Source organism: Pseudidiomarina sp. PP-1MA, from assembly GCF_041200125.1.
GTDB lineage: Bacteria > Pseudomonadota > Gammaproteobacteria > Enterobacterales > Alteromonadaceae > Pseudidiomarina > Pseudidiomarina fusca.
Window position 1 is genome coordinate 1,507,330 of the sequence record NZ_CP165718.1, and the last position, 22,613, is coordinate 1,529,942.

The following is a 22,613-nucleotide window of genomic DNA, read 5'->3' on the forward strand; positions in this document are numbered from 1 at the left end:
AAATAACGCCATACAAGAAAAAACGCCGTGTGAGTATACCTGACACGGCGCTTTCCACCAATGTGGAATAGAAACAACAGTTTAAACTTCCATCAGATCTTTTTCTTTTTCCGCTAAGGCTTCATCAATTTTAGCGATATAAGTATCTGTCAACTTTTGAATTTCTTCAGTAGCGCGACGTTCTTCGTCTTCGCTAATTTCTTTTTCTTTAAGTAGGTCTTTCAAATCGCTGTTAGCATCACGACGAATGTTACGAATGGCAACTCGCCCTTGCTCTGCTTCATTACGAACCACTTTAACTAAATCGCGACGACGCTCCTCGGTTAACGGTGGTAATGGCACCCGAATGACAGTACCAGCAGAAGCTGGGTTTAGGCCTAAATCTGAGGTCATGATGGCTTTTTCAACCGCACCTGCTGATGACTTATCAAACACTGTCAAAGCTAACGTACGTGAATCTTCTACCGTGATGTTTGCCAATTGCTTTAACGGAGTATCTACCCCGTAGTAAGGTACCATCACACCATCTAAAATACTTGGATGAGCACGCCCAGTGCGCACTTTTGAAATTTGTGAACGTAGCGCATCTACGCTTTTTTCCATACGCTGTTTAGCGTCTTGCTTAATGTCATTAATCACGTTGTAGTTTCCTTATGTCTTGCTCGTACGCTTGATTATGCGGGGTTAAGCATGCTTTCACTAGCAATAAGTGTACCTTCTTCTTCGCCCATAATCACGGCTCTTAATGCACCTGGCTTATTCATATTAAAGACACGAATAGGAAGATTGTGGTCACGGGCTAGCGTAAATGCCGCTAAATCCATTACTTTAAGTTGTTTTTGTAGCACGTCATCGTAACTGATCTGGCGGTACAGTTGCGCATTGGGGTCTTTAACCGGGTCTGCCGAATAGACACCATCCACTTTAGTTCCTTTAAGTACTAAATCTGCTTCGATCTCAATACCACGTAAACAAGCGGCCGAGTCTGTAGTAAAGAATGGATTACCGGTACCCGCAGAGAAAATCACCACACGGCCAGACTTGAGCAAACTAATAGCATCGGCCCAGTTGTAGCTATCGCATACACCGTTAAGCTCTATTGCCGACATTAGGCGAGCATTAACAAAAGCACGATGCAACGCATCACGCATTGCTAAACCATTCATTACGGTTGCTAACATACCCATGTGGTCGCCCACAACTCGATTCATTCCGGCCTTTGCTAAACCTTCACCACGAAATAGGTTGCCACCACCAATGACCAAGCCAACTTGCACCCCAAGCTCTACTAATTCTTTAATTTCCTGAGCCATGCGATCAAGTACTTTGGCATCAATACCAAAAGACTCATCTCCCATTAAGGCTTCACCGCTCAATTTTAATAAAACGCGGCGATAGCTCGGTTTGCTACTTGGTGTCATAGGTTCGCTCCATGTTCAGGTCGTTATACTAACAGATACTTAAAGTTAGCTGCGAGATAGGCCTAGGTACTACTCATCAGCCATCTTATTGGTGTTTATTGTTGTGCTATTCCAGCCTTAGGTCCAGCGCTTTTTGTTACTTTAACTGGATATTCTGAATCTAGTTTATCAACCAAACTAGGTTACTCATAAAAAAACCGCATCATGCCAACCATGATGCGGTTTTCATTAACAACTTAACAGTTTAGCCACAGAACTTAGCATTACGCCTTGTTCGCTGCTGCTGCCATTTGTGCTTGTACTTCAGCTGCGAAATCTTCTGATTTCTTCTCAATGCCTTCACCTACTTCGTAACGTACGAAAGTAACTACGTCGGCACCTTTAGATTTCAGCAAATCAGCAACAGTAATCGCTGGATCTTTCACGAACGCCTGACCAGTTAAGCTGATCTCGCCAGTGAACTTACGCATACGACCTTCAACCATTTTCTCAGCGATGTCTTGTGGCTTACCACTTTGCATTGCGATATCTAGTTGAATTGCGCGCTCTTTCTCAACCACTTCTGCTGATACATCTTCAGGCTTCACAAACTGTGGAGCGCTGGCTGCAACATGCATAGCGATGTCTTTAGCTAACTCATTGTCGCCACCGGTAAGTGCAACTAGTACACCAATACGGCCGCCGTGAACATAGCTTTCTACCACGTCAGCACCAGAGATGGTCATCACGCGGCGAACGTTCATGTTCTCGCCAATTTTAGCAACTAAAGCTTCACGTACTTCTTCTACGGTGCCGCCTTCGATTGCTGTAGCCTTAAGCGCATCAACATCAGTTTCTTTATTAGCAAAAGCCGCGTTGATAACTTTATCACCGAAAGCTAAGAAGCTTTCGTCACGTGCAACGAAGTCAGTTTCGCAGTTAAGCTCAACCAAAGTACCGGTGTTGCCTTCAGTTTTGGTCAGGATTACACCTTCAGCGGCTACGCGACCTGCTTTTTTAGCAGCTTTCGCTTGACCACTTTTACGCATGTTTTCGATCGCCGCTTCGATATCGCCGCCGGTCTCTTCCAATGCTTTTTTGCAATCCATCATGCCAGCGCCAGTGCGCTCGCGCAGTTCTTTAACCAGAGCTGCTGTAATAGCCATGTACTTGTCCTCTAATCAGATGACTTAAAATTATTCAGTTTCAGCTTCAACGAAATCGTCTGCAGAACCTTCAACAACAACGCCACGAGCATCGTTGATAGCAGCTGCAGCAGCGTTCAAGTACAGTTGTACTGCACGAATCGCGTCGTCGTTACCTGGAATGACATAATCAACGCCATCAGGGTTTGAGTTGGTATCAACCACAGAAATAACTGGAATACCTAGGTTGTTAGCTTCTTTGATCGCGATGTGTTCGTGATCTGCATCGATAACAAACAATACGTCTGGCAAGCCAGCCATATCTTTAATACCGCCTAAGCTCTTCTCTAGTTTTTCCATTTCACGGGTGTTAACCAACGCTTCTTTTTTGGTCAACTTGTCGAAAGTACCGTCTTGGCTCATGGTTTCAAGCTCTTTTAAACGCTTGATTGATTGACGTACGGTTTTCCAGTTCGTCAACATACCACCTAACCAACGGTGATTTACGTAAAACTGTTTGCAGCTAATAGCGGCTTCTTGAACTGATTCAGAAGCAGCGCGCTTGGTACCAACAAACAACACTTTGCCTTTGTTGCTAGCAACGTGCTGTAAAAAGTTCAACGCGTCGTTGAACATAGGCACAGTTTTTTCTAAGTTGATGATATGAATCTTGTTACGAGCGCCAAAAATGAACGGCTTCATTTTTGGGTTCCAGAAGCGAGTTTGGTGACCGAAGTGTACACCAGCTTTCAGCATGTCACGCATAGACACGTTTGCCATGATTATTTTCCTTTGTAAGGGGTTATGCCTCCATACATCCCATAGTTCGACTCATCCGCAGCTATCGTCTTATCGCTGCATCGAGCACCCCGAGCTATGTGTCGATGTATGTGTGTGTTTAAGTTAATGGTTATGCAATTTGAAATTGCGGGCGCTTTATACCATAAGCAGCCCCATTTAGCAACAATTTAAGGGCTGTTTTAGGCTTCACCGAAGCGCTACAAACTGCTAGAATATCATCCACATTTGCTAACTGAAACATGAGCATGAGCATTTCAATTAAAACCCCTGAAGAAATCGAAAAAATGCGCGCTGCAGGTCGTTTGGCAGCAGCCGTATTAGAAATGATTGAACCCCACATCAAGGCTGGGGTAACGACCGCAGAAATCGATCAAATTTGCCACGACTACATCATTGCGCATGGGGCAATTCCAGCTCCGCTAAACTATCATGGCTTTCCGAAATCGGTATGCACCTCACTGAATCATGTGGTGTGCCATGGCATTCCAAACGAGAAGCCTCTCAAAGACGGCGACATCATGAACTTAGATGTCACCGTCAAGTTAGATGGCTATCATGGTGATACCTCAAAGATGTTTGTGATAGGTAAACCAAGTATTTTGGCAGAGCGCTTGATGCGCGTGACGCAAGAATGTCTCTATCAAGCCATTCACATGGTGAAACCTGGTCTGCGGACAGGTGATTTCGCTGCAGTCATTCAAAAACATGCCGAGCAGCATGGTTATTCTATTGTGCGTGAGTACTGCGGCCATGGTATTGGCGCCGTGTTTCATGAAGAACCACAAATCTTGCACTATGGTACCGCCGGTACGGGTGATGTTTTACAACCAGGCATGTGCTTTACCATTGAACCTATGGTGAATGCGGGTAAACGCCACACCAAATTGATGCGTGACGGCTGGACAGTACTCACTAAAGATCGCAGTTTAAGTGCACAGTGGGAACACACCTTGCTGGTTACCGAGGATGGAGTTGAAGTATTGACCTTGCGCAGTGATGAAGACCTCCCCCGAGTGATCAAACATGCCAACTAAATAAGATTGGCAATAACCTAACGCGAGAAACAGCGATGACGCCTGCACCAGCACCTCAGTGGCCCGCCACTATTACTCTTGCCAGCGGGCGTGATTGCTTAGAACGCTACCAACATTGGTCAGCTGAAGCTTTCATTACTGCCGACATTGATTTTTTGCTACAGCATCGCAGCCAATTTATGGATGCAATGCTACAGCAGCTTTGGCAGCAATTTGGGCTCGCCAGTGATCAATTGTGTCTATTCGCGGTAGGCGGGTATGGTCGCGGAGTGTTGCACCCCTATTCTGATATCGACCTACTTATTCTGTACCAATCACCTTTGACTGATGCCCAACAGCAAGCCGTACGTGAACTCATTCAATTACTATGGGATCTGCGCTTAGAAGTTGGCCACAGTGTGCGTAACACCGCCGAGTGTCTTGCTCAAGCAGAAGCTGATGTTACAGTTGCAACCAGCCTGTTAGAGCAGCGCTTGATCGCCGGCGATGAGCCTATCGCACAGCAATTTAATCTGCTTATTCAACAGCAATTTCCGTGGACTAGTCGCGCTTTTTATCAAGCCAAACTCGCTGAACAACAAAGTCGTCATCAGCACTATCATGGCACTTCTTATAATCTCGAGCCTAATGTTAAAAGTAGCCCTGGTGGGTTGCGTGATATTCAAACCATTGGTTGGATCGCTAAACGCCATTTTCAAACCCAATCCGATGAGAGCTTAGTGCAGCATGGCTACATTACCGCAGCAGAACTTCTAGAGCTACGCGACTATCACGACTTACTAGCCCGCATCCGTTTTGCCTTGCATCTAGAAGCAGGCAAAGCTGAAGATCGATTACTGTTCGACTATCAACCCGGGGTAGCAGCACGGCTAGGATATGGTGAGCCAGGCAAACGCAGCGTTGAGGCCATGATGAAAGACTACTTTAACGCTGTCGTTGGGGTTAATGAGCTCAACAGTATGCTCTTGCAGTTTTTTGAGCAGGATATCTTAGCTAGTCATGCGCAATTACAGCGACAACCTTTACCCTGCTCTCGATGGGCTCAAGAGAAGGCTCAGCAGCAAGGCGTAACTAAGCCTGAACCCATGTTTGAGCAAATTGGACAAAGTATCGCTGCTATCGAGGATCACGTATTTAATACCCCTTGGCATTTACTTGAATTTTTATTAGTAATCGCCAACCATCCAAGTATTAGTCATATTCAAGCTCATACGGTACGCTTGCTTCGGCATGCCCGAACGCAATTGCGCCAACCGCTCAGCAGCGACCCTCAATGTCGCCAGTTGTTCTTAGCACTATTACGCCATCCACATGGCGCTGGAACTGCCTTTCGACTGATGCATCAACATCAGTTGATGGCGCATTATTTGCCACCTTGGCAACAAATTGTCGGGCAAATGCAGTTTGATTTATTTCATGCCTATACTGTTGATGAACACACCTATCGCTTGGTGAGAAATATCCATCGCTATCGTGGTGCAGAGTATCAACATGAATTTCCTTTGTGTGCCGAACGAATGGCGGCTATGGATAAGCCAGAGCTGTTATTTTTAGCGGCTATTTTTCATGATATTGCCAAAGGGCGTGGCGGTGATCACTCAGAATTAGGTGAACGCGACGCTCTAAATTTCGCCCAACAACACGAGCTCCCGCCTGATGATGGAGCCCTAGTAGCATGGTTGGTTCGCCATCATTTGTTGATGTCTGTAACCGCGCAGAAGCGTGATATCCATGATCCCGAGGTGGTGAAACAATTCGCTGAAGTGGTGCAAACCAGTACCCGTTTAGATTACTTGTATTGTCTTACAGTAGCCGATATTCGTGCCACCAATAGCACCTTGTGGAACAACTGGAAAGCAACCCTACTAGAGAATCTATATCACGCAACCAAACAATTTTTAGCGCAAAATAAACCTAATGCAGCCACCGAAATGCGTCACCGCATTCACCAGCATCAAGCCCACGCTATGGGGCTACTACTTAGTGCAGGATTTCAAGCGCAAGCAATTCAAGAGTTGTGGGGACGCTTTACCGCGGACTATTTTTTACGTCATCAACCAGAACAAATTGCCTGGCATTCACAGCACATCTTGTTGGTGCAGTCCGATGAACAGTTACCTCTCATTTTGTTAGGTGACGAGAATAATCAAGGCACCACCGAATTGTTCATTTACCATTTGGAACATGAACACCTTTTTGCCGCAGTTGCTGCCGTGCTTGATAGCCAAAATTTAAGCATCCACGACGCCCAAATCTTAGCTACTCGGGATGGTTATGTGATGGATACCTTTGTGGTGTTACAACATGATGGCCAACCATTAACCGATAGCCGCCATATCGAGTCATTGAAACAACAACTACACGATGTGCTGCGCAAACGCCAGCCAGTACCTAGCGGCCAACGTCGATTGCCCCGGCGCTTGCGCAATTTTAATGTGGTTACCAAAGTTGATTTTGTCAGTGAGCGCAATCCACGCCGTACAGCGTTTGAGCTAGTTGCGCTCGACCGACCCGGCCTAGTTGCGCGCGTAGCAAAAGTTATGCAAACACTAGATTTAAATATCTTGGCCGCTAAAATCACCACCGTTGGCGAACAAGCTGAAGACCTTTTTATTGTTACCTCACGCCGCAACCAAGCGCTGACTCACGAACAAAAACAACAGTTACGAGAACAAATTATTACTGCTTTAGATGATTAACTAAGAAAGGAATAAACCATGCAAGACTTACAACAACGCATTGAAGCTGCATTTGAGCAACGTGCTAACATCAGCCCGACCGACATGCCCGCCGGCCTAGCCGATGACCTAGCACACGTGATTGACAGTATTGATAAGGGTGAATTACGAGTTGCAGAAAAAATCGATAACCAATGGGTTGTTCATCAATGGTTGAAAAAAGCCGTGTTATTATCATTTCGCACTAACGACAATGGTCTCATGGAAGGCGGAGAAACACGGTTCTTTGATAAAGTACCAAGCAAATTTGCCAGTTACGATGAAGCTCGTTTTCGTGCTGAAGGCATGCGTGTAGTGCCTCCGGCACAAGTTCGTAAAGGCGCTTATATCGGCCGTAACGTAGTGTTAATGCCTTCTTACGTAAATATCGGTGCTTACGTTGATAGCGGAACCATGGTAGACACATGGGCAACCGTAGGTTCATGTGCACAAATTGGTAAAAATGTGCATTTGTCAGGTGGCGTAGGAATTGGTGGTGTGCTTGAACCATTGCAAGCTAATCCAACAATTATTGAAGATAATTGTTTTATTGGGGCTCGCTCAGAGATTGTCGAGGGCGTTATTGTAGAGACTGGAGCCGTTATCTCCATGGGTGTCTACATCAGCCAAAGCACCCGTATTTACGATCGTGAAACCGGTGAGATTCATTATGGTCGCGTTCCTGCTGGTGCGGTGGTAGTGCCTGGTACACTACCAAGTAAAGACGGCACTCATGGGTTGTATGCCGCCATCATCGTGAAAAAAGTCGATGCACAAACCCGCGCTAAGGTAAGTATTAACGAGCTATTGCGGGCGGCTGATTAAAAATCAGCTCAAACTCTTTCGGAACAGCCAACTCAATAACAACTGGCTGTTCCGTAATTGGGTGCCGAAACTGCAGTGAGGTGGCTGCAAGCATTAATCGTGACAGACCAAAGTGGTCACGAAAAAATCTGTTATGCCGCCCATCACCGTGATTTGAATCTCCAATAATTGGATGTCGTAAATGGGACATATGCCGGCGCAACTGATGCTTTCTGCCCGTTTGTGGTAACAAATGCATCAACGAATAGCGAGTGGTCGAATGACGTTTGCTTACCGCAAATGGTAATTCTACCTGACGTAAGCAACGGTACGCCGTCACCGCCGCCTGTGCAGCTTTGTTCGGATCAGCTTGGGCATCCGCTATTTTATCCAGCTCTTCTTTGAGTGGATAATCAAGAATACCATCTCCTAAATAGCCACGGACTACTGCATGATACCCTTTTTGAACCTGACGCTGACTGAAGATCTCAGTCATCACGCGAGCACTAGCGGCTGATTTAGCGAATAATAAAATACCTGAGGTTGGCCGGTCCAAACGATGAACCGGATAAACTCGCTGGCCAATTTGATCACGAACCCGCTGCAACGCAAACTCTGTTGCCTCTTTCGCAATCCAACTGCGATGCACTAACAACCCACTAGGTTTATCAATAGCGATGAGCTCGTCATCTTCGAATAATACCGGTAACGGTAAAACAGCTTGGCTCATTAAACATCATCCGCAAGCGGGTCAGTACCACTTAAAAGCACATCAAACTCGCGTAACAGCGTGATTAAACTATCATGGTGGTCTAACTCATCACGATAAACATGCGTCGCCATAGGGCTCACGGCAATGTTCTGCGGCAATGGATGTTCAGAGTCTAAAATAGCCCACATCCGCGGTAACATAATAAACTGCAGCCACTGATGAAAATCTAGCGTATCCATAGCAAAAGGCTCGGTACTCGCCAAATCTTGCGCAGGTGGATGATGATTTTGCCATAATCCTAAACAGTTTAACTCAGCTTCAACTCGTTCTAATAAGCGCGCAGCGCGTTGACGTTGGTCCATGACTACCTCCACGACCTGATTTATCGTTATAATGGCGACATCTTTCAGCAAAAACGATTAGGTTGCAAGTTTAATGACCATCAATTACCTATCTGACCTACTTGAGCAGAGCCAAAGTGATTTCGTGGTATACGATATGGGACGGCGGGTGGTGCCCATGGGCGCCGAACAATTCACAGCGATTTGTGCACAGCATCAGCCCTACCCATTTCCAACCCAACATCAGGCTTGGTTTGCTGTGGTGTTTTGGCCTAAATTAGCGACCAGCAAGGTTGAGCCTTACTTGTGGTTTTTACGTATGCCACTCGATGAACGAGGTTTGCTCAGCTTAACTGCACAACAAGACTTTATGACTCAAGTCATTACTTTGTTGGGGCAGCAAATTAGCGGAGCATTAACTGAGCAGCAGCAACATCAACTGCAGCAATCGGCCTATTTGTTTACTCCAGCTGAAGTAAAACGGGCAGCCTTACATGCGCAATTAAGTAAGCGCTGGCAGCGCCCTCCTTCAATTTATTATGAACATGCCCAAAGCGAGTTATTAAGCCCTAGCAGCGAGGGTTGGCAGCAACTTGGCTTGCAAGGCATCCACGATGTCTGTCAGCGTCTAGAAAGCGACCAATATCTAACCACCAGCATTGCTGCGCAATGGCTAGATTATCCGGAACCCTTACAAAAGGCCCTCGCCGAAGCACTCGAGCATTGCCAAGCACCAGATTACTTGTATCAACAGTTGATACCAAAGCTAGCCGATGTTTCAAACTCGCAGCGATTGCAGACGTTACGGGCATTGGCTGGTGTTGCGCATAAAGCAGACGCTGCTCTCGATAAGGAGTTACCTTTAGTGGCAGCCCTGACTGAATTACTATCGCACGCTAGCGCAGATGAGTTGGTTATTCTTGCGACACGCCTATGGCCCCTACTCCAAGGTGAGCTGTTACTTGAGTTTATGCAACGTCTGGCGGTGAGCCAGTCTAGCGAGCTGTTCGCTGGTATCGTCAGCGATTTGTTGCGAGTACCTAGCACCAGAACGCAGCTATTGATGCTACTGCAGCAACCTGAGTTGCCAGCTCCTGTAGCTGCGGCCTGGCAGCAGTTTATTATCAAGCAATCTCGTTCATGAATATTCGCGTCAAGGAAAGCTTGTTATGCAGTTAAGTGATGCCATGTTACTGATTTTTATTGGGTTTATTATTTTTCTCTTTTGGCAAGGGAGACGCCAAGCTGAACAGGCCCGACGTTACGCCGCTGCCTATTGTAAAAATCATCAACTTCAACTGCTAGATATTGCGTGGCAGGCCGGACGACCAGCACGGTTTGAACGCCATTGGGGGTGGCGCAGTAGTTATCAGTTTGCGTTTAGCAGCGATGGCGAAAGCCGCTATGAAGGCGAACTGGTGATGTTGAACTTGCGCCTACTTGAGGTCAACACCCCAGCTTACCGTCTACCCGATTAGCTTGACTGGCGTTTTAGTCCTACTAATCGTTGCAAAAACTGACCGTACATAACCCAGTCACCCAATAATGAGTAAGCCGGATATTTGAAAGTAGCCGGCTTATTGTGTTCAAACACAAAATGCCCAAGCCAAGCAAAGCCGTAGCCTATTACTGGCACCAGTACTAATCCCCACCACTGCTGGGTAATTAAAACATAAGCCAACACCGCCAACACCAGGCTACTGCCAATATAATGCATAGCTCGACATTTGGGATTGGCATGCTCAGCTAAATAATAGGGATAAAACTCAGCAAACGATTTAAACTGCACGACTAACCTCTTGTTCAGTTTCTGTAATGACAGCTCGCGGCTGAAACAGCAAAGTACCAACCACATGACCTATCGTTAGCTCGGTAATGTCTTGATAGCCATGCTGATAAAACAGAGCGAGATGCTGGGGCTGGGTCACGTACACGGCAATCCCGCGTGACTGCGGCTCGTCCGCTAACATCGATTGCGCCGCTCGCACGAGTAAATCCCCCCATCCTTGCTGTTGATAACGCGGACTAACAGCAATAAATGCCAGCATATGATAATCATCACCTTCAATATGTTGTTGAATGATGGTTTCTTTTTCTATCAGCTGTTTGGTACTGACATAGCCTGCTGTCAACAACATCTTTAACCGCCAATGCCAATAACGACCGGGACCAAAACTTTTCCCTGGCTGGGTTAAACAGGCCACGCCAATTAAAGATTCGCCATCAAAGACGCCTACCATCGGCTGCTTAGCTTCCCAAAAGGCAGTGAGCTCTTCGCGAATGGCTGCGCGCAAGCGTTTCTCATAATCCGGCTTATCGGCTTGAAATAACGACATTAACAAGCTGTCATTAAAATAGGCTTGATACAACAATGACGCTGCGAGTTTTAAATCTTCGGCGACCAAATAAGTTAATTGTCCATCACGTAATTGCGCTGGATTAACCTTGTCTGAGTCATAAGTTTGATTCATTGAAAAACCCCATGCGTTTTATGGATAAATTTCAACCACCAAATTACTTGATTCAGATCAATTGGTCTACAACTCGCGGCGATAATTGTTGAATAAATTCTTGCAAAGATGGTGCAAGCTGTTGATGTTGTGGTTGCCCAACAAACTCCAACCCGACCACACCGCTATCATTATCTACCGTAATTAATAAATCATCGGACTCTTCTGCTAAACCAATGAAAAGTGTAATGGGTTGCTTCAACCGACGTTTCATCAATACATGTCCGGCTAAATTCGCTTGCAACCGCTCGGCATCTTCTGGGCCATGATTCTGCAGCAGCTGCAACGGGTGTTCCGCAAAGGTGACGGCAAGATCGGCCGCATACCAATGGCTGTAAAAGGCTTCCACCGAGTCATGCAGCGGCTGTTCGAGCGCATTGGCTAGATCAGTAAAGAGTAGTGGCTGCGTTTGTTTTACCGGTACCCAATGCACCCAATCCTGCTGTAGCGGTTGCTGATAAATAGGTGCCTGCCAATCTGGGTTAGCTTCAACCACTAGCGGTTGTCCAGCCTGTGCATAGGCACTTTGATATTGCGCTAACAAGTTATCCAGCGCGGTAGTCATTAACATGGCAAATGATCCCTCTATCAGTTTTATCGGTAAATGATTTTGCTAGCATCTAGCAACCGCCAAGGCTACAATGGCCGACTGCGTTAAAAACAGTAGTGTAACAGGTAATTTAATTCGATGAATCAACCACTAGCTCATTTAAATCTCGGGCAACCCACTCAGTACCCAACCGCCTACGATGCCAGCTTATTGCAAGCGGTACCAAGGCAGCTTAACCGTACTCCAATCGGCTTACCAGAAGCCCAGCCGTTACCCTTTCATGGTGACGACATTTGGCATGGCTATGAACTGTCATGGCTAAATCAACAGGGGCTGCCACAGGTAGCTTTAGCCGAATTCAGGGTAGCTTGTAATAGTCCAAATTTAATTGAGTCAAAATCGTTCAAGCTCTATCTAAATAGCTTTAACGATAGTCGTTTTGCCAGTTGGCAACAGGTGGAAACTCAGCTTAGTCATGATTTATCGGCTTGCGCACAAGCGCCAGTCAAGGTAAAACTAATGACGGTGCAACAAGCACAGCAACAGGCATTTGCCGATTTACCCGGCCAATGTATTGATAACCAAGATATAACTATCGATACCTACAACTATGCCCCGGAATTATTGCAGCCGAACGCACAAACGCAGCAGGTGTCAGAAATCTTACACAGTCACCTGTTAAAATCGAACTGTTTGATTACCAATCAACCCGATTGGGGTTCGGTGTTAATCAGCTATCGCGGTCGTCAAATCGACCAAGCTGCGCTGCTCCGTTATCTGGTGTCATTTCGGCACCACAATGAATTTCATGAACAGTGTGTTGAGCGTATATTCATGGACATTAAACGGCAGCTACAACCCGAACAATTAACCGTGTATGCACGTTATACCCGGCGTGGTGGACTCGACATTAATCCGTTTCGATCCGACTTCGAAACCACACCAACATCAGTCCGCCTGAGCCGGCAGTAATGATAAGAACGAAAAAGGAAAAGGAAAAGGAATGAAATTTACCATATCACCCCGTGGCAGTATGAGCTTACTGTCACAGCTAGAAATCAACCGCTTACAACAAACCAGTGACGAACAATTATATAAACTTTTTCGTAATTGTTGTTTAGCTGTATTAAATGCGGGAAGTACGACTGATAGTAGCGAAGAGATTTTTGAAAAATATAAAGACTTTGATGTCAATGTGATCAAGTGTGAGCGTGGTGTACAACTTGAATTAGTAAACCCACCTGCTGAAGCTTTTGTTGATGGCAAATTGATTATCGGTATGCAGGAGTTGGTAGAAGCTGTCTTACGAGATATCCTCTTCACTGGAGAACGCTACAACGCCCAAACTCTAGACTCTGCCGACACCCACACGCTGACGCACGTGGTCTTTGATATTTTGCGTAATGCGCAAGTGGTGCAGCCCAACTTAGATCCAAATGTGATTGTTTGCTGGGGTGGCCACTCCATTAACGAAGTGGAATATAAATATACCAAAGAAGTAGGTTACGAGCTTGGCCTGCGTAGTTTGAATATTTGTACCGGCTGTGGCCCAGGTGCCATGAAGGGTCCGATGAAAGGCGCCACAATCGGCCATGCTAAGCAACGTATTGCTGATGGTCGTTATTTAGGTTTCACCGAGCCAGGCATAATTGCAGCTGAGCCGCCTAACCCGATCGTCAACGAATTGGTAATTCTACCTGATATCGAAAAACGTTTAGAAGCCTTTGTCCGTTGTGCTCATGGTATCGTTATTTTCCCAGGTGGAGCCGGTACAGCTGAAGAACTTCTCTATATTCTAGGTATTCTGATGCACCCGCAAAACGAGCGGCAGGTATTCCCGCTGGTACTTACCGGTCCAGAGAGTAGCCGTGGCTACTTCGAAGCTATTGACGACTTTATTGCGGCAACTTTGGGTGATGAAGCACGCAAGCTTTATCAGATTATCGTTGCTGACCCAGCAGCTGTAGCTAAAGCGATGACGCAAGGTGCGCAGGCGGTGAAACAGTATCGTCGCGAAACTGGCGATTCGTACTGCTTCAACTGGACGCTCCATATTGATGAAGCATTTCAACGTCCGTTTGTGCCTAATCACGATAATGTGCGTAACTTGAATCTTCATACGGATCAAGAACCGCAAGCCTTAGCTGCGGACTTACGTCGTGCATTCTCAGCCATTGTTGCTGGTAACGTCAAAGACGAAGGCATTCGGGCTATTCGTCAACATGGGGTTTTCGAAATTCACGGCGAAAAAGAAATGATGAAGAAACTCGACGTATTATTACAAGCATTTGTCGAGCAAAGCCGGATGAAGCTACCGGGTTCGGTGTATCATCCTTGCTATCGAGTTGTTACTGATTAAGTAATAACTGTTTCATACCTTAACACCAAGGGAGTCTGCTCGTGTCAAAAATGCTCAAAGTGGTTTTAATTGGCTTTGCCATTTATGTTGCGGCAGCTGCCTTGCTGTTAAATTTATATCAAGCTGACCCTGAAAATATGAGTTGGCAAGAACGTGAGACTTTTAATCTAAAACAAATTGGTCGCTTAGATTTAGGCGCAGATAAAGGTGATGTGATCAGGCTGTTAGGTTCACCAGATATTAGCGAAGCAAAGGCCACTGCTGATGGCGAAGTCTTGGTACTCTTTTACCGAACTCATCACGTTAAATCAGATGGCATTACCACCCGTGACGAATGTACTCCGTTATTATTCAAGGACGATGCTTTAATCGCATGGGGAGCTGACGCTTATAGTGAGTATCAATCGTTTTAATGATCTACCCCACCGCAGTGTAATAGTACATCTGCTATAATGCCCGCCAATTTATTCAAGTGTATTAGTCTTAGAAGTTTCACCGAAAGTTTTTAGAAGGTACCCCCAATGAGCACCACCATTACTGTGATTCCTGGCGATGGAATCGGTCCAGACATTATTGATGCAACCCTGAAAATCCTCGACCAAGCTGGTTGTGACTTTACCTATGAGTTTGCTGATGCCGGCTTAGCGGCCTTAGAGAAGACCGGCGAGTTATTACCGCAGGCAACGCTTGATGCCATTGCTCGCAATAAGGCTACCTTGAAAGGGCCATTGACTACGCCTGTCGGTGAAGGCTTTACATCCATTAACGTAAGCTTGCGTAAGCAATTTAATCTGTATGCTAACGTTCGTCCGGTAATCTCATTTAAAGGTACGAAAGCTCGCTACGAGAATATCGACATCATAACGGTTCGTGAAAATACCGAAGGCATGTATTCAGGCCTTGGCCAGGTCGTAAGCGATGATGGTAGCGAAGCCCAAGCTATGAGTAAAATCACTCGTACTGGTGCCGAACGTATTGTTCGCTTTGCCTATGAGTTAGCACAACGCGAAGGCCGCAAAAAAGTCACTATCGTGCATAAAGCTAATATTTTGAAATCAACCTCTGGTTTGTTTTTAAAAGTTGCCCGCGAAGTAGCGGCGCAATATCCAAGCATTCAAACTGACGAGATGATTGTTGATGCAGTATGTATGAAGTTGGTCATGAACCCAGAGCAGTTTGACGTGATTGTAACAACCAATTTATTTGGCGATATCTTGTCTGATTTGTGTGCTGGTTTAGTGGGTGGCTTAGGGATGGCGCCAGGTGCTAACATCGGCGAAAACTCGGCTATTTTTGAAGCCGTGCATGGTTCAGCACCAGACATTGCCGGCCAAAACCTAGCTAACCCTACTTCTGTTATTCTTGCGGCTATTCAAATGCTTGAATACCTAGGTATGCAAGATAAAGCGAAGCGCATTCTAGCGGCTGTTACAGACGTGATTGCAAGTGGTGACCGCACTACCCGTGATTTAGGCGGTAACGGTGGTACTACGGACTTTACTCAAGCGGTTATTGAGCGTCTGTAAGGATTCGATTAGGATCAAAAAAGGCGAGGTCTTATCCTCGCCTTTTTTCTTGCTAAAGCCTGTTTACTAAGCTGTTATAGCCAACGGATATGAACCGTCACTTCTTCGCGATCGTGATACAGTTGTTTGGCTTGTAGTTCAAATTTACCACTGCCCTGCTCAACCAAAGTTTGCTTTATCTGTGTCAGATATTCAGCAACAGCGGCATAACGCTTTTTCATCGGGAGCTTCAAATTGAAGATGGTCTCTTTACAGTCACCATCAATCAACCAACTGGTCATCAACTCACCTACTCGCGCAGGTTTCTCGACCATATCACAAACAAGCCAAGTTACATTCTTCTTTTTCGGACGGTACTTAAAGCCATCTTCTTGAATATGTTTTACTTGCCCCGTTTCCAATAAGCTCGGTGCCATCGGCCCATTATCAACCGCCTGAACCATCATTCCGCGCCGCACCAATTGGTAGGTCCAGCCGCCGGGTGAAGCGCCTAGATCAACTGCATTCATTCCGGAGCTAATGCGCTCTTCACGCTCATGCTCTGGCACAAAAACTTGAAAAGCTTCGTCTAGCTTGAGGGTTGAACGACTCGGCGCATCGCTCGGTGAGCGTAATCGAGGAATTCCCATCAACCAAGGCGACTGATTAAAAGAGTATGAATATCCTATAAGTACTTGCTGATTACTTAAAAAGAAAGCGTGCAAGGTAGGTCGGCGGTCACTTTCTTTAACCGTTAACCAGTCGATTTTGCGTAGTCCTTGTCGCAACGGCACGGTAAATTTACGACAAAACTTAGATAGTTCTTTGCCGTCATTGGTATCTGGCGTTTCTACTCGGATGTCGCCCGCAGGTTTTACCCCAGGGAATTTTTCACTCAGTTCATCATCCAGCAAGGCCACCTGAATAGCGCCGACTCGATCTTGCAGAGGTAGTTCGTTTAACTGCACCAACACCACAAAAAACTGACGAGTGAACATCAATTCTTTTAGATTTAATTTTTTAGCTAGATGATCTGCTTCTTCGGGTTGGCAAACATACAGCACATAACCTTGCTGAGGTTGTGTTTGGCAATAGCCATAGATACCGAGCATCGCTGTTTTATCTTGCAGCTCTGCAGCACAATCGTTCTCAAATCCGGGCCGACAATAAGCCACAATTCCTGTCATGAAAAACCTCAAATACTCTCTATAATTGCATCAATGGCTTGTTGCCACATGTGCTCACGCACCAGACCACTGCGTTTAGTTGCTTCAAAGCTATGGTCACCACCATCAATCCAGCGCATCTGGACATTGTCGGGTAAAGAATAGCCGGCAACCTCGTCTGGCTTGCCAAAGCTATCACGCGTCCCTTGCACAATGAGATTGCTGGCACAATGATTAGCTAAATCTGTCACTCGTAACTGGTCCGGCTTACCCACCGGATGAAACGGAAAGCCAAGGGCAACAGCATGTTTCGCTGCAACCTGATCGGCGATTCGAAAGGCCACTCGAGCTCCCATCGATTTCCCCATCACTAACAATGGCTTAGCATCATCAAACTGTTCAATGACTGTCGTCATTGTATGCTCTAACACGGCCATAGGATTCGGGGGGCGACGCCGCCCTGACTCCATAAACTGCTGCCAGTAAGGAAAATTAAAGCGCACCACATCAAAGCCCTGCAACGCCAGCCCTAGAGCCATAAATTGCATAAAATCACTTTGTAATCCGGCGCCTGCGCCATGAGCAAAAACGATGCGGGTGTGTCCATGCGGGTTGTCTCGCTGCACGGCCACTCGCTGCGTTTTATTCATAACTATCCTCTTCTTCTTCGACAACTTGCAATAACCAGTTACGGAAGGTGGCGATTTTACCTACTTCTGCCTGAGAGTCACGACAAACTAAGTAAAATGATTTCTGTCGGGGTAAGGCTTCCGGGAAAATTTGAATAAGATGGCCTGCATCTATCTCTGGCTTCACCAGAACATTGTTAGCCAAAGCAATGCCTTGCCCATGAACCGCAGCCTTTAACGCTAAATTAGAATGACTAAAGATCGGACCGTTGTCGCCTTTGTTCTTGTCAATACCCACTAATTTAAACCAGTCTTTCCACGCGTTACGAGTCTCGTCGTGCAAGAGAGTATGGTTAAGCAGATCGCGCGGCTCACGCAATGGCTTGGTGCCGGTGAGTAATAGCGGCGAACAAACCGGAATTAAATATTCATTATGAAGTTTATAAGCACGTAGGCCTGGCCATTTCCCAGCACCATAGTAAATCGCCACGTCCACGTCATCAGTCAGGCTGCCATCAACTTCATCCACGGCCCGAATACGAACATCAATATCAGGATAAGCCTCACGAAAACGACTTAACCTAGGAACGAACCAGAGGATGGCAAAACTTGGCGGCAACGAGATCGTTAGCGAGCCTCTTTGGCTAGCGAACTTCACCCGCTCTGTAGCTTGGACTAAATGATCAAAGAGTTCTTTTAGTTCTAAGTAATAAGTTTGGCCCTCGGGCGTTAGTAATAACGCCCGATTACGCCTAAGAAAAAGCTGCACCCCCAGAAACTCTTCAAGCGCTTTCACCTGATGACTCACCGCAGCTTGAGTAACAAACAATTCATCGGCAGCGCGGGTAAAACTCAAGTGCCGAGCTGCAGCTTCAAAAGCTTTTAGAGCATTTAATGGGGGTAATTTTCGCATTTTTTCTCGTTTATAATCTGACTCCGCCGTCTATTTCTATCACACGACCGCTAAAAAAGTCATTCTCTATAATATACCGCGCACTGTGAGCAATCTCATCTGGCTGACCCCAGCGGCGCAAAGGTACCATACTCAGAGCGCGTTCAATAGCTTCTGGTTTCATTTGTGCCGTCATTGGCGTTTCAATAAAGCCAGGAGCGATAGCACCACAGCGAATGCCAAAGCGACCTAATTCACGAGCCCAAGTAACTGTCATCGCCACGACGCCAGCTTTAGTTGCAGCGTAGTTGGTCTGTCCAATATTGCCAGAGCGTGCCACACTTGAAATATTAATGATAACCCCACCGTTGCCGGCCTTTGCCATATGGGCAGCGGCTTCACGTCCACAGAGGAAGCTACCAGTAAGATTGACATCTAACACTGATTGAAACTGTTGCAGTGGCATTTTGTGGGTGATTTCGCCATCTTTGCACTTAACCAACATACCATCGCGTAAAATACCTGCATTGTTGATCAGTACATTCAGCTCGCCAAAGTCTGCGACAATCTGTTCGAAGACTTGTTCAACAGCTGCTTCGTCGGTAACGTTAACCACATAGCCTTGCGCTTGCATCGCACCTTTTGCGGTGCAAAGTTCACAAGCTTCAGCCAAGGTTTCAGCGTTCATATCAATTAACGCTAGTTTGGCACCAGCTGCCGCAAAATGCTCGGCCATAGCTCGCCCAAGCCCCTGGGCACCTCCAGTAATCACAATTGTACTTGCAGAAATATTCATGCTTTTCCCATTACTTTTTATTAGCTTTTACAAAATTAAAGATACTCGAGAAGTCTTCACGACCGTGGCCTAATTGAGACCAGCTACGATATAAATTATGGGTTAAGGCACCCATCGGCGTAGCAGCACCACTGGCTAGTGCAGCTTGTTGCGCCAAACCTAGGTCTTTACTCATCAAGTCTACTAAGAAGCCACCCTGATAATCATGACTAGAAGGCACATTATCCATCACTCCGGGGCATGGATTATATACATCTAAAGTCCAGTTACTGCCGGAGCTCTTCGACATGATTTCGGAGAGAACCGCGGCATCCAAACCGTGTGCAATGCCCAATTGTAGCGCCTCTGAGGTACCTACCATTAAAACTGACAGCAGCATATTGTTACAGATCTTGGCAATCTGTCCGGCGCCTAGTTCACCAGCTCGAAAAATATTTTTACCCATCGGCTGTAAAACTGCCTGCGCACGTGTCACTGCTGCTTCACTACCTCCACAAATAAAGGTCAGGGTGCCAGCTTTAGCACCGCCTACGCCACCAGATACGGGAGCATCAATAAATTCGATACCGCGCTGCTGAAGGGCGGTCCCAATTTCTACCGCAGTCGCAGAACTAATAGTACTACAATCAATAACTAACGTATTTACCGGTAACTGGTTAATTAAGCCTTGCTCGCCTAAATAAACGCCTTTTACATGAGCGTCTGCAGGCAGCATAGTAATCACAAACTCAGCCTGCTCTGCTGCTTGGCTTGCACTGCTAGCCGTTGCACAACCGGCTGCGGCCGCTGCAGTTAAAGCTGCTGCTGATAAATCAAAGACAGTAACCTGATGGCCACCCTTCACTAGATTGGCAGCCATCGGGCCACCCATATTGCCTAAACCAATAAATCCTACTGTTGCCATAACAACCTCGTTCTTATCATTTTTATCTTATTTAACCAAGATCTGCCAACGGATGCGGATGGCCTTGCCATGGCGCAGTAAACATCTCATCAACTGCTTCAGCAGGCACGTCTGCAACACTTGCATGGCGCCATTTTGGCTGCTTATCTTTATCGATTAATAGAGCTCGAATGCCTTCGGCAAAATCACCTTGTAAGGCACACCGCACCGACAAGGTTAACTCGAGACGGAAGCAATCAGCTAAGCTTAAATCAACCCCATGCTGTAACTGATTCCATACTAAATGGGCGGTCATCGGACAACCCGCTGCTAAATTTTGACGCGCCCGGGTTAACCACTTATCGTCGTTGTTATCAGCCAAAATAGCAGCCACAATGGCGGCTATATCATTGCCTTGGGTTAGCTTTTGCAAATGCAACTGATGCTTTTCAACCTGTCCGGCTGGGCGCAACGCCGCAGCAGCTTTGGCTAATTGAGAGAGCACGTCGGTAACTTTTTGCTGATTTAAAGCAGCGGTGTCACCCCACTTTATGCTCTGTAATTGCGTCAATACCTGCGGATAATGCTCACTAGCAATAAAATGATCCGCTAAATTTAAATAAAGAGCATCGGTCGCATTCATGTGTGCGCCTGTCAGCCCCAAAAACAAACCACAGCCCGCTGGCATCTGATTTAAAAAGTGTGTGGCACCCACATCTGGATAAAGACCGATGGTGACCTCTGGCATCGCCAACAACGACCGCTCGGTTACAATACGATGGCTAGCACCATTCATCAGCCCCATACCACCGCCCATGACAATACCGTGTCCCCATACTACAAGCGGCTTAGGAAAAGTATGCAAAGCATAATCTAAACGGTATTCTTGACTAAAGAAATCAGCAATTTCATCAACCAAAACTCCAGGACTCGCCTGCATCGCATGATACATTGCAACGATGTCGCCACCGGCACAAAAGGCTTTATCACCGGCCCCCTGTAAGACCACACAAGCGATGCTATCATCGTCAGCCCACTGCTGGAGTTGTGGCATTAACAACTGAATCATCGCTAAGCTAAGCGCATTTAATGATTTTTCTGAATTTAATGTCGCAACGCCAATAGACTTGCCGTTTTGTCCTGGTAACGTCTCGAATAAGACAACTGAATTCATGTCACTCTCCTCTAAGACAACAAAGCCACCCTTAAAGGATGGCTCGGTCTAGATCGGCTAATAATCGTCGAGCAATGATCACTCGCATAATTTCATTGGTACCTTCAAGAATCTGATGCACCCGTACATCCCTGACATGCCGCTCTAATGGGTATTCTTTAATGTAGCCATAGCCACCATGAATTTGCAGAGCTTCGTTACAAACCTGGAAGCCAACATCCGTGGCAAAGCGCTTAGCCATCGCACAATAGGTCGTTTTATCAGCATCATTAGCATCAACTTTAAAGGCTGCCAAACGCACCATTTGTCGAGCGGCTACTAATTCAGTAGCCATATCCGCTAACTTAAACTGTAGCGCCTGAAAATGTCCAAGCTCTTTACCAAACTGAGTGCGTTCATGCATATAGGCTGTCGCCGTATTTAACGCCGCCTGGGCAGTACCTACTGAACATACCGCGATATTAATACGACCACCATCTAGCCCCATCATGGCAAACTTGAAGCCTTCACCCTCAGCGCCGAGCAAATTTGCCGCCGGGATCCGTACATCCTCAAAACTAACAAGACGCGTAGGCTGGGCATTCCATCCCATTTTGGCTTCTTTTTTACCGTAGCTTATACCTGCTGCATCGGCTGGTACTACAAAAGCCGAGATACCTTTGGGCCCAGCTTCGCCAGTACGCGCCATCACCACCAACACATCCGTACTACCAGCACCAGAAATGAACATTTTTGAACCGTTGAGAACGTATTCATCACCGTCCTTCTTGGCAGTTGTGCGTAAACTTGCAGCATCAGAGCCAGCACCTGGTTCTGTCAAACAATAAGAACCCAGCTTATGGCCCATCACCAGTTCCGGTACCCATTGCTCAATCACTTCAGGTTGTGCAAAAGAGCCGATCATCCATGTCACCATATTGTGAATGGTCATCATGGCCGTAGTTGCAGTACAGCCCATGCTTAGTTGTTCGAAAATTAACGCAGAGTCTAACCGACTCATGCCAAAACCACCGGCTGCTTCTGGGGTATACATGCCCATGAAACCCATCTCGCCGGCCTTACGAAAAACCTCAACAGGAAAGTGGGATTCTTCATCCCACTGCGCTGCATAAGGTGCTAACTCTTTTTCTGCAAAAGCTTTAGCCGTATCAACGAAAGCTTGTTGATCGTCGGTTAAATTAAAATTCATGGCGTT

At 46.4% G+C, this 22,613-nt stretch carries 25 protein-coding genes; 9 read left to right on the forward strand and 16 right to left on the reverse strand.

Going from position 1 to position 22,613, the window contains the following annotated elements; genetic code table 11:
• Nucleotides 1–81: 81 nt before the first annotated feature.
• The 4 genes from frr to rpsB form a co-directional block, all read right to left on the reverse strand.
• Nucleotides 82–603 carry a ribosome recycling factor gene (gene frr / locus AB8S08_RS07255; RefSeq protein ID WP_153826139.1) on the reverse strand — a complete coding sequence of 174 codons (522 nt, stop codon included), beginning with the start codon at nt 601–603 and terminating at the stop codon, nt 82–84.
• 71 nt (nt 604–674) lie between these two features.
• Entirely contained in the window at nt 675–1,421 is a 747-nt protein-coding gene (pyrH, locus tag AB8S08_RS07260; protein WP_110075233.1) for a UMP kinase, read from the reverse strand.
• A 263-nt stretch (nt 1,422–1,684) separates the two neighbouring features.
• On the reverse strand, nt 1,685–2,566 hold the full coding sequence (gene tsf, locus AB8S08_RS07265; RefSeq protein ID WP_110075234.1) for a translation elongation factor Ts: 882 nt from the start codon (nt 2,564–2,566) through the stop codon (nt 1,685–1,687).
• Between the two features lie 30 nt (nt 2,567–2,596).
• The gene (gene rpsB, locus AB8S08_RS07270; protein ID WP_110075235.1) at nt 2,597–3,325 is read right to left on the reverse strand and encodes a 30S ribosomal protein S2; all 729 of its coding nucleotides are present in this window, start codon (nt 3,323–3,325) and stop codon (nt 2,597–2,599) included.
• Between the two features lie 266 nt (nt 3,326–3,591).
• Between rpsB and map the strand changes: the two genes are divergently transcribed.
• The 3 genes from map to dapD are packed head-to-tail and all read left to right on the forward strand — an operon-like array spanning nt 3,592 to nt 7,922.
• Nucleotides 3,592–4,380, forward strand: a complete 789-nt coding sequence (gene map, locus AB8S08_RS07275) for a type I methionyl aminopeptidase (protein ID WP_153826119.1) — start codon at nt 3,592–3,594, stop codon at nt 4,378–4,380.
• A gap of 35 nt (nt 4,381–4,415) precedes the next feature.
• Complete coding sequence (glnD, locus tag AB8S08_RS07280) at nt 4,416–7,079, forward strand: [protein-PII] uridylyltransferase (protein WP_369742348.1); 2,664 nt, start codon at nt 4,416–4,418, stop codon at nt 7,077–7,079.
• A gap of 18 nt (nt 7,080–7,097) precedes the next feature.
• Nucleotides 7,098–7,922, forward strand: coding sequence for a 2,3,4,5-tetrahydropyridine-2,6-dicarboxylate N-succinyltransferase (dapD, locus tag AB8S08_RS07285; RefSeq protein ID WP_313932227.1), 825 nt, complete (start codon nt 7,098–7,100; stop codon nt 7,920–7,922).
• On the opposite strand, the gene truC is transcribed toward dapD, so the two are convergent.
• Both truC and AB8S08_RS07295 read right to left on the reverse strand, forming a co-directional pair.
• Nucleotides 7,894–8,631, reverse strand: coding sequence for a tRNA pseudouridine(65) synthase TruC (gene truC / locus AB8S08_RS07290; RefSeq protein ID WP_369742349.1), 738 nt, complete (start codon nt 8,629–8,631; stop codon nt 7,894–7,896). The two genes, dapD and truC, sit on opposite strands and share 29 nt — an antisense overlap.
• Complete coding sequence (locus AB8S08_RS07295) at nt 8,631–8,975, reverse strand: YqcC family protein (RefSeq protein WP_110075240.1); 345 nt, start codon at nt 8,973–8,975, stop codon at nt 8,631–8,633. Before AB8S08_RS07295 ends, truC begins: the two co-directional genes overlap by 1 nt.
• Before the next feature lie 73 nt (nt 8,976–9,048).
• On the opposite strand from AB8S08_RS07295, the gene AB8S08_RS07300 reads away from it, so the two are divergent.
• Nucleotides 9,049–10,098 carry a DUF3549 family protein gene (locus AB8S08_RS07300; RefSeq protein WP_369742350.1) on the forward strand — a complete coding sequence of 350 codons (1,050 nt, stop codon included), beginning with the start codon at nt 9,049–9,051 and terminating at the stop codon, nt 10,096–10,098.
• 25 nt (nt 10,099–10,123) lie between these two features.
• Complete coding sequence (locus tag AB8S08_RS07305; protein WP_110075242.1) at nt 10,124–10,432, forward strand: DUF3301 domain-containing protein; 309 nt, start codon at nt 10,124–10,126, stop codon at nt 10,430–10,432.
• On the opposite strand, the gene AB8S08_RS07310 is transcribed toward AB8S08_RS07305, so the two are convergent.
• From AB8S08_RS07310 to syd, 3 genes are read right to left on the reverse strand one after another with little or no spacing between them, the layout of a single operon-like run.
• Nucleotides 10,429–10,809 (reverse strand): Mpo1-like protein, encoded by a 381-nt coding sequence (locus AB8S08_RS07310; RefSeq protein ID WP_369742351.1) that lies wholly within the window; start codon nt 10,807–10,809, stop codon nt 10,429–10,431. The genes AB8S08_RS07305 and AB8S08_RS07310 overlap by 4 nt on opposite strands.
• The gene (locus AB8S08_RS07315; protein ID WP_110075244.1) at nt 10,733–11,425 is read right to left on the reverse strand and encodes a GNAT family N-acetyltransferase; all 693 of its coding nucleotides are present in this window, start codon (nt 11,423–11,425) and stop codon (nt 10,733–10,735) included. Before AB8S08_RS07315 ends, AB8S08_RS07310 begins: the two co-directional genes overlap by 77 nt.
• Before the next feature lie 52 nt (nt 11,426–11,477).
• Complete coding sequence (syd, locus tag AB8S08_RS07320; protein WP_110075245.1) at nt 11,478–12,035, reverse strand: SecY-interacting protein; 558 nt, start codon at nt 12,033–12,035, stop codon at nt 11,478–11,480.
• 117 nt (nt 12,036–12,152) lie between these two features.
• Here syd and queF point away from each other — a divergent pair, with 117 nt between their 5' ends.
• The 4 genes from queF to AB8S08_RS07340 all read left to right on the forward strand — a co-directional run bounded on the left by queF (nt 12,153) and on the right by AB8S08_RS07340 (nt 15,899).
• Complete coding sequence (gene queF, locus AB8S08_RS07325; RefSeq protein ID WP_110075246.1) at nt 12,153–12,986, forward strand: NADPH-dependent 7-cyano-7-deazaguanine reductase QueF; 834 nt, start codon at nt 12,153–12,155, stop codon at nt 12,984–12,986.
• Between the two features lie 31 nt (nt 12,987–13,017).
• Nucleotides 13,018–14,373 (forward strand): nucleotide 5'-monophosphate nucleosidase PpnN, encoded by a 1,356-nt coding sequence (gene ppnN / locus AB8S08_RS07330; RefSeq protein WP_110075247.1) that lies wholly within the window; start codon nt 13,018–13,020, stop codon nt 14,371–14,373.
• Between the two features lie 50 nt (nt 14,374–14,423).
• On the forward strand, nt 14,424–14,786 hold the full coding sequence (locus AB8S08_RS07335; protein WP_110075248.1) for a DUF3192 domain-containing protein: 363 nt from the start codon (nt 14,424–14,426) through the stop codon (nt 14,784–14,786).
• Nucleotides 14,787–14,894: 108 nt separating this feature from the next.
• Complete coding sequence (locus tag AB8S08_RS07340) at nt 14,895–15,899, forward strand: isocitrate dehydrogenase (RefSeq protein WP_110075249.1); 1,005 nt, start codon at nt 14,895–14,897, stop codon at nt 15,897–15,899.
• A 74-nt stretch (nt 15,900–15,973) separates the two neighbouring features.
• Here the strand turns inward: AB8S08_RS07340 and rlmM are convergent, their stop codons facing one another.
• Genes rlmM through AB8S08_RS07375 form a run of 7 tightly spaced genes read right to left on the reverse strand, consistent with a single transcriptional unit; the run spans nt 15,974 to nt 22,607 of the window.
• Nucleotides 15,974–17,065, reverse strand: coding sequence for a 23S rRNA (cytidine(2498)-2'-O)-methyltransferase RlmM (gene rlmM, locus AB8S08_RS07345; protein WP_369742352.1), 1,092 nt, complete (start codon nt 17,063–17,065; stop codon nt 15,974–15,976).
• Between the two features lie 8 nt (nt 17,066–17,073).
• A complete protein-coding gene (locus tag AB8S08_RS07350; RefSeq protein ID WP_369742353.1) occupies nt 17,074–17,694 on the reverse strand; it encodes an alpha/beta fold hydrolase in 621 nt (206 codons plus the stop codon).
• Nucleotides 17,687–18,586 carry a transcriptional regulator GcvA gene (locus tag AB8S08_RS07355; RefSeq protein ID WP_110075252.1) on the reverse strand — a complete coding sequence of 300 codons (900 nt, stop codon included), beginning with the start codon at nt 18,584–18,586 and terminating at the stop codon, nt 17,687–17,689. The genes AB8S08_RS07350 and AB8S08_RS07355 overlap by 8 nt, the downstream gene beginning before the upstream one ends.
• A 10-nt stretch (nt 18,587–18,596) precedes the next feature.
• Nucleotides 18,597–19,361: an SDR family oxidoreductase gene (locus tag AB8S08_RS07360; protein ID WP_110075253.1), complete on the reverse strand. Its 765-nt coding sequence runs from the start codon at nt 19,359–19,361 to the stop codon at nt 18,597–18,599.
• 10 nt (nt 19,362–19,371) lie between these two features.
• Nucleotides 19,372–20,265: a 3-hydroxyisobutyrate dehydrogenase gene (gene mmsB / locus AB8S08_RS07365; protein WP_369742354.1), complete on the reverse strand. Its 894-nt coding sequence runs from the start codon at nt 20,263–20,265 to the stop codon at nt 19,372–19,374.
• 31 nt (nt 20,266–20,296) lie between these two features.
• Nucleotides 20,297–21,418, reverse strand: coding sequence for an enoyl-CoA hydratase/isomerase family protein (locus tag AB8S08_RS07370; RefSeq protein WP_110075255.1), 1,122 nt, complete (start codon nt 21,416–21,418; stop codon nt 20,297–20,299).
• A 31-nt stretch (nt 21,419–21,449) separates the two neighbouring features.
• Entirely contained in the window at nt 21,450–22,607 is a 1,158-nt protein-coding gene (locus AB8S08_RS07375; protein WP_110075256.1) for an acyl-CoA dehydrogenase family protein, read from the reverse strand.
• Nucleotides 22,608–22,613 lie beyond the last annotated feature (6 nt).